The organism is Streptomyces fildesensis (genome assembly GCF_016107395.1).
Classification (GTDB): domain Bacteria; phylum Actinomycetota; class Actinomycetes; order Streptomycetales; family Streptomycetaceae; genus Actinacidiphila; species Actinacidiphila fildesensis.
Genome location: NZ_JAAIKO010000092.1, coordinates 1 through 7,325 on the forward strand (window position 1 = coordinate 1; position 7,325 = coordinate 7,325).

Genomic DNA, 7,325 nt, shown 5'->3' on the forward strand with positions numbered 1-7,325 from the left:
CCGGACCGGACTTTCACCGGCTGGCTATCCTGAGCTTGACGTCCGGTTACATCACTCTCATCCCTTCTGAGCTGCGATGACGCCCGGACTGCTGGACGTACACTTGTTCCTTAACGTCGGGCTTGATCGCGTTCGATCAGTGTCTCAGGGCGTTTGACGGTTTTGCCCACGTCATGACGGGTGGCGGGGTGCCGGTTCTTCGAGCCGGGTGGTCTGCCGGGTCCCGGCCTGGACGGTTTGGGAACACGGGCCGGGCAGGGCAGGTGGGGTCGGATGTTCCGGAACCCGCGCCGGACGCGGGTCGGGGTCAGGGCGCCTGCGCGGTCTGGTTTCTCCCACGGCTTGTGCTGGTCGGCGACCAGGGTCGCGGCGAGGCGGAGTTGGGTGTGGGCGACGATGACGAGCCAGGTCCAGCGGTCTGCCGCCTGCGGGTCCCGGAGCCGTGGGCGGGTCCAGCCTAGGGTCTGCTTGAACAGGCGAAACGTGTGCTCCAGGTCGAATCTGCGCAGGTAGGAGCTCCTGACCTGGTCGACGTCGGCTGCTGCGGCACCGGTCGCCGAAGACCACAGCCAGACCGGTGGTGCGTCGCGGTCGCCGGGCAGGTGGTCGACCTTCGGTCGGATCAGGGTGCCCTCGACCAGGGGGAGTTCGTCGTCGCTGTCGATCCACGCGGAGCGATGGGTCAACCGGGGGTGGACTCGGTCCCAGGCACGGGCTTCGGCTTTTCCGTAGCGGCTGGTGTCATCCGTGACCACCGCCGGCTCGGGCCAGGTCTCAGGCCTAGCGAGGCGAAACTCCGGGCCGTGCTTCGGCGGCCGGCCAATGGGCTGGTAGGTGCGCGACAGTGGCGGTATGGGCAACCTGAGGACGCGGTCGGAGCGCAGGCGTCCGACCGGCTCGACGGGAAGGTCCCGCAACAGCCACGCGAGACGCATCACGTCGTAGCCGGCATCCATCACGATCAGCATGTCACGGTCCCCGGCCTGCCACTGGCCCACGCGGATCAGGTCCTCGGCCACAGCGCGGAGCTGGTCGGCGGTTACCGCGATGGCATCGTCCTCGGGCCCGAGCCGGACCGCGTCCAGTACCGCCGTCCACGACGACCTGCCCGGGCTCAGCGCGGCGACGATCGAGTAGGTCCAGCCCGGGATGATCTGGGCTGCGGCCCGGGAGCGGCCATGGACGTGGCAGAAGAGCCGTTCCGGCGAGCACGCGGCATCCGAGCGCAGCCACGGGGAGACGTCGACCGCTAGCACGATCCGCCCGCCGATCCGGGGCAGTGGTAGGCCGGCCAACAACTCGCGCAACCGGTCGGCGTCGAGGCGGCCATGGTTGAGAGCGGCGTAGAGGGAGCCGTAGCCGCGCCGGTGCTCGGCGGTCAGCGACAGCTCCACCGGAGCCGTCACCGGGCCGTCCGCGCACAGCAGCGCGTCGGTCAGCTCGAAGAACGCGTCCGCCCGTGCGGACAGGCAGCCGTAGAAGTCCGTCCGGAAGCGCGAGAGCTTCGCGAACGCGTCCTGTTCGCCGATGCTTTGCAGCACACTCATCACCGCGGCCTTTTGCGTGAACAGACTGATCCCGTTGCTGGTCTCAGGATCACGAGAAGGCGTGCCCCGCGTCCGGCGATCAACCGGACGAGTGACCTGGGTGGGGCCTTCAACGAGGCCGGGGCAGCGGTGGTGGATCGGCACGGGGAACCTGAGCGCCTGGGCGTGTCGTTGGCCAAGACGGAGAGGAACACAGGTGAAGACACGTCAAAAGGACCGCGATGCTCCCGAACCGCAGGCACCGTGGGACGAGGTCAGGCCGGGGCTGTGGATGGGCGGACACGTCTGGGTCAGCCCCCAGGGCCAGACGCAGGCCGCCGTCGTCGACGTCGAATTTGACCTGGTCGTCAGCCTGTACAGCAGAGAGGGGCACGGACCGCATCCCAGCGTCGAGCACCTGGTCAACGAGATTCCAGACAGCCCGCTCACGGCCGTGCAGTTGTACGCGGTCCAGCAGTTGGCCACTACTGTCGCAGGCGCAGTACGAGGCAATCGCACCGTCCTTGTGCGCTGCCATTCCGGCTACAACCGCTCCGGCCTGGTCGTTGCACAGGCCCTGATCGAACTCGGCGAAGACGCCGCCGCAGCAATCGACCTCATTCGACGAAACCGATCACCCTGGGCCCTCAACAACCGGACCTTCGAGCAGTACCTGACCACAGGGCTCGACGTCGCCTGCCTCCTGGCCGGACTCGAAACCTCCGCCTGAGCAATCGGCGTGAGGTTAAGGAACAAGTTGAATATGTTCACTTAAAGATGCCGCACACAGTTCCAGCAGCTCTCACCTACCGTCTGACTCGGCTTCGGGATCGAACGCTGGCTGCACGCCCCGGCTCCAACAGCGGGGTCAGGTCGCAGGCTGTCTCCTACCTGTCATGGCTGGACTCAGCACGTCACGCGTTCGAGGCACTGGTCAAGGTGGAGCTCGGGACAGAGGCGGCCGAGGCAATCGACTGGTGGAACCCGCTGATGGTCTGTATCGCGGCCAGTTTCTCGTCCACGACCGGGTCGCGGTACGCCGGCTGAACGGATCGACCTGGTGCGCTACCGCGTCTTCGACGGTTACCACTTGATCCTGCAGATGATCGAGTCCGCGCCGGTTGCCCGAGACTGGTTCCAGCTCAGCGGCAGCGTCGCAAACGGGAACCGATGGCGGGTGTCGGCGACGACAAGTCGGCGGTCCGACTGACCCCGGGTCCGGCTCCGGCTTGTCTGCAGGATCTGTACGCCGCGCTGGACGAGGCACTTACCGCGTGGGGTGATGTGGAGGTGGCTCCGTTACTGCACTACATCGCGTATCGGCGGATAGTGAACCTTGCCTCGGTGATCTTCCGCCCGAAGCACGAGGCGATGCTGGTGTACCTCAGAGTCGATCCGGACACGGTCGCGCTGGAGGAGGGCTTCTCCCGTGACATGCGCGGCGTTGGTCACCTGGGGACGGGCGACCTGGAGGTTCGGATCGGCTCGGCGGCCGATCTGGAGAAGGCGGGGCTGTCGGGCGCCATGCCATCGTCCGTTGTGCCCGGCTACGCGAAGACGAGTAGGCCGCCGAGGGGCCTCGCCGGGCAGCCATCCGCTGGGAACGACGCCTCGACCTACACGACGCCCTCGTCTCACTGGCTTGCGGACTCATCCGCTGGCGAAGACTCTGACGACGGCGTGCGCGACAGGCTGAGCCCTCGTACGCTGATCAGCCGTGACTGACCAACCTCAACTCTGGCTCAACAGCGGGATCCGCGCCTTCGAGGTAGTTCGCTGCCGAGTAACAGGGCATCGGGGACGATTCGGTGTGGAGGTCGAGGTGGTCACACCAGCATCAGATATGCCGGCCTTCATCGATTTCGTGAACCTCACCGACAGCCTGGAACACCCGCGCCCAGAAGACTTCCCACCGATCGGGAACATGCTCGATGCCGTCGCGCTCGACTTCCTGCCCGGCGGGGAGCTGCGCTTGGCGGTCGTCCATCATCACTGACACCTCAGCAGCTGCAGGGATTCGCCCGTACAAGAAAACGAACTACCGCGGGCGACCCCCTGACGCCAGTCGAACCATCTACCAATCCAAGATCGTGTTACGAGCTCTAAGGGCGGGCAGTTCCTCTACGAGATCCTCAATGGCCAGCCGCCCTTGCGCATCATCAGCCTCCCCTGGAAATGACGCACCAGGGGCCGGCTTGCAAGCAGAGTCCCACGATGCCGGGCAGTTGGCTCCAGGTACGGTGCAAGAACGCCCAGGACCCGAGTCACCATGGCGTGGACCGGTAAAAGGCCCCGCGGCGCGGACCCGACTCGCCCAGGGAAGGCCGGCCGTCTGCTGCGGAGCTGGCTAATTTCAGCGCAGCTAGAGCAATTGTCAAGAACTGTGGATCAGCTCAGATGGATGGCCATCGCAGATGCTCGCCTCGCAGTACCTTCGCCCCGTCAAGTCGGTCGCGGAGGTGAGCGGCAGCTTTCTGCGGCTCTCCGCGCCGGACGATTCCCGACCACCACCGAACCATCCGCGCTGGCATGGAGCTTGGCACGCGAGCCGATTCCCTGCACGCAGAATGCGCCTTTCGCTTGGAACGACAGAACCCCTCATGAAGGTCATCGCCCCAGTTCAGAAAGCACTTTCGCACACACAGCCAGCAATGCGCCACACCTCCAGTGTAGGGTCGGGGGCTGGCGCGGTGGCATAGTACGTATGCTCCGTTTCCAACCCCCGCCACATCGAACCGTGCGTGCGGTTCTCCCGCACACGGCTCACCGACGCCGTTCACCACCGGCATTCGGCCTGCCCCGCCAGTCCCTGAAGGGTCTGGGTGCGACGACGTTCCCGTGAAGAGCGATCAGCTCCAGAGAGTCCTGGGAGGCGAAGGCAACCATCGCCCAGCCGAACTTCCTGGTCCGCCGGTGCTTCTTGGCGAGAAACCCGCCAATCCGCATCCGGGCGTACGAGCCGATCTGGTCGAAGGTGTGGGCCGAGTTCCCGAACCGGAAATACGCTGCCCATCCGCGCAGGAACGCGTTCACGTCCTCCACGATCACCTTGACCGGACGCAGCAGCCTGCGACGGTCCGTCAACTCACGGACCCGGTCGCGGGCATGCTGCATCGCCCTGTCCGAGGGCCAGCGGGCGAGGAAAGCAACAGGGTGCCGCCCGTCGCGGGGCCGGGAGGTGACCCACCGGTGGTGGAAACCGAGGAAATCCAGTCCCTCGCCCCCCACCTGCAGGTGCACGATCCTGGTCTTGGCCGCCTTCGGCTCCAGGCCGAGATCGGCCAGCAGAACTCTCAACCGCTCCAAGGCGGCCTCGGCCTGCTCGCGAGAAGCACACATCACCACCGCGTCATCGGCATAGCGCACCAGCACTCCGTGCCGACGTGCGTCCCATGCCCGGTCCAGCCGGTGCAGGTAGACGTTTGCCAGCAGCGGGGAGACCACCCCGCCTTGCGGCGTGCCGGTCACCGGCCGCTTCACCTGCCCGTCCTCCATCACCCCGGCACGCAGCATCGCGCGCAGGAGTTTGAGAACGGACCGGTCGCAGACGCGTTCCTCGATCGCCTGCATCAACTTCTCGTGCGGAATCGCTTCAAAACAGTTGGCGATGTCCGTCTCCACCACCCAACGCCTGCCCCTCCACGCCTCATCGATCAAGACCTGAAGGGCATCGTGAGCCCCGCGCCTGGGCCTGAACCCGAAAGAGCACGGCAGCATGTCAGCCTCGAAGACCGGCTCAAGCACCATCTTCAACGCCGCCTGCACGATACGGTCGCGAACAGAAGGAATCGACAACGGTCTTTGCTCCGCAGAGCCGGGTTTCGGGATGAACACCCGGCGCGCGGGCAACGGCCGCCAGCGCCCTCCCCTCAGTTCGTCGGCCAGCTCGTCGAGGAGCCGGGCAACGCCGTACTCCTCGACCTCGGCAAGAGTGATCGCATCGATCCCCGGCGCGCCGTGGTTCCGACGCACCATCACCCACGCATGCCATAGGACGTCCCTGCGGTGGACCTTGTCCCCCAGCGCGTGGAACCGTCGTCCGGGGTCGGCCTTGGCCGACCGGTAGAGCGCATGCTGCAAGGCTCGGACCGGATCCAGCTTCAGGGATCCCGACGTGGCGGAACTAGCCGAAACGGCACTCACCAAGCCCCTCCAAACAGTTGGCGCATCGACGAAGCAGCGGCCCTTCCCTGGCCGGCGGTTGTGTTGTCCGCCGGCTCATAGCGGTACTACGGCCGCCTCCGACGCCCACCCGGCCCGCGTCCACTTCCCGGGGAGCACCCGGTTATAGGACCCGTAGCTTCCGGCAGCAATTGACCGCAGGCTGCCGGGCCGGGGAGGGCCTCCCCAGTTCCCGTTGTCACCGTCGCAACGTTCCATGTCCCATACGCCGGGGAGTCCTTCACGGCTGTATCTCCAGGATCTTCGCCGCTTCCATGGCCTTCGCCCTGATTTCGGGGGCTCGGCACTCCCTGTCCCCGCCCCGAAAGGCGGGCCTCTAACGACGCCGCAGACTTCGCGTGATGCTACGGACCGCTGCTTTGCTCCCCCTTACAGGGCTTTCGACACTGGGCTTCGACGCCGGGCGTTTCCCTCCGACGCCGCCAGTCTGCTACCGGGCCTCCTGGCAGCTACCCGGACCGGACTTCCACCGGCAGGCGACAACGAGCTTACGACCCAAGATCAACTAACTCACGAAGACCTCCAGGTCTGCTGGGCGCGCGAAACGCCGAGGCTAAGGGCTTGCAGGCAATCAAGGTGTTGCTTCCCGTTCTGGGAATCGTTGGTGTGGTATGCGCATCTCGGATGAGGCTCGTGACCAACTTGCTGTGAAGTTCGCGGTGTTGTTCCCGCACCTGGATGAACGGCAGCGGCGGCTGTTGATGGCTGCGGAGGCCAGGGGCCTGGGGCATGGCGGTGTGCGGGCCGTCGCGCAGGCTGCGGAGGTGAGTGAGACGACGGTCCGCAGGGGTGTGTTCGAACTGGAGGCCGGCGAGGAGCCGTTGGGGCGGGTCCGGAGGCCGGGCGGCGGACGCAAACGGGTCGCGGATCTCAACCCGGCCCTGCGTCCGGCCCTGCTGGCACTGGTCGAGCCGGACGAGCGCGGAGATCCGATGTCGCCGCTGCGGTGGACCGTGAAGTCGACCCGTGCCCTGGCCCAGGAGCTGACCCGGGCCGGACACAAGGTCAGTGCCGACACCGTCGCCGGCCTGTTGCGGGAGGAAGGCTTTAGTCTGCAGGCAGGCGCCAAGACTCTGGAGGGCGGCCAGCACGGCGACCGCGACGCCCAGTTCCGCTACCTCAACGAGCAGGCCCGCGACTACCGGGATTCCGGACAGCCGGTCATCAGCGTGGACACCAAGAAGAAGGAGCTCGTCGGAGAGTTCAAGAACAGCGGACGCCAGTGGCGGCCGGCGGGTGATCCAGTGCTGGTGGGCGTCCACGACTTCGCCGACCCGCAACTGGGCAAGGCCGTCCCCTACGGGGTCTACGACATCGAGGCGAACACCGGCTGGGTGAACGTCGGCACCGATCACGACACCGCCGCGTTTGCGGTGGAGTCGATCCGCCGCTGGTGGCACGGCCAGGGCCGGCCCGCCTATCCACGGGCGACCCGACTGCTGATCACGGCCGACGCGGGCGGCTCCAACGGCTACCGCACCCGAGCTTGGAAACTCGAACTCGCCCGCCTCGCCGCCGAAACCGGCCTCATGATCACCGTCTGCCATCTACCTCCGGGCACACAATGCCGTTGCTTGAACTCGTTAAGCAGTTCGCAGTGACGCTGCAGGGGCGGGG

General features: G+C 66.4%; 4 protein-coding genes and 2 pseudogenes. 4 read left to right on the forward strand and 2 right to left on the reverse strand.

What is annotated here, in order from left to right; genetic code table 11:
* Positions 1 to 110: 110 nt before the first annotated feature.
* Positions 111 to 1,547, reverse strand: a complete 1,437-nt coding sequence (locus tag C6N31_RS41780; RefSeq protein WP_198359577.1) for an NF041680 family putative transposase — start codon at positions 1,545 to 1,547, stop codon at positions 111 to 113.
* A 196-nt stretch (positions 1,548 to 1,743) separates the two neighbouring features.
* Here C6N31_RS41780 and C6N31_RS41785 point away from each other — a divergent pair, with 196 nt between their 5' ends.
* From C6N31_RS41785 to C6N31_RS41795, 3 genes and pseudogenes are all read left to right on the forward strand, one after another.
* A complete protein-coding gene (locus tag C6N31_RS41785) occupies positions 1,744 to 2,256 on the forward strand; it encodes a protein-tyrosine phosphatase family protein (protein WP_198359578.1) in 513 nt (170 codons plus the stop codon).
* 116 nt (positions 2,257 to 2,372) lie between these two features.
* Positions 2,373 to 3,035: pseudogene (locus C6N31_RS47105) on the forward strand (DUF5655 domain-containing protein); the annotation flags it as partial.
* Positions 3,036 to 3,243: 208 nt separating this feature from the next.
* The gene (locus C6N31_RS41795; RefSeq protein WP_198359580.1) at positions 3,244 to 3,522 is read left to right on the forward strand and encodes a hypothetical protein; all 279 of its coding nucleotides are present in this window, start codon (positions 3,244 to 3,246) and stop codon (positions 3,520 to 3,522) included.
* 767 nt (positions 3,523 to 4,289) lie between these two features.
* Here C6N31_RS41795 and ltrA read toward each other — a convergent pair.
* A complete protein-coding gene (gene ltrA, locus C6N31_RS41800) occupies positions 4,290 to 5,606 on the reverse strand; it encodes a group II intron reverse transcriptase/maturase (protein ID WP_198359581.1) in 1,317 nt (438 codons plus the stop codon).
* A gap of 713 nt (positions 5,607 to 6,319) precedes the next feature.
* Here ltrA and C6N31_RS41805 point away from each other — a divergent pair.
* A pseudogene (locus C6N31_RS41805) lies at positions 6,320 to 7,270 on the forward strand (ISAzo13 family transposase); the annotation flags it as partial.
* Positions 7,271 to 7,325 lie beyond the last annotated feature (55 nt).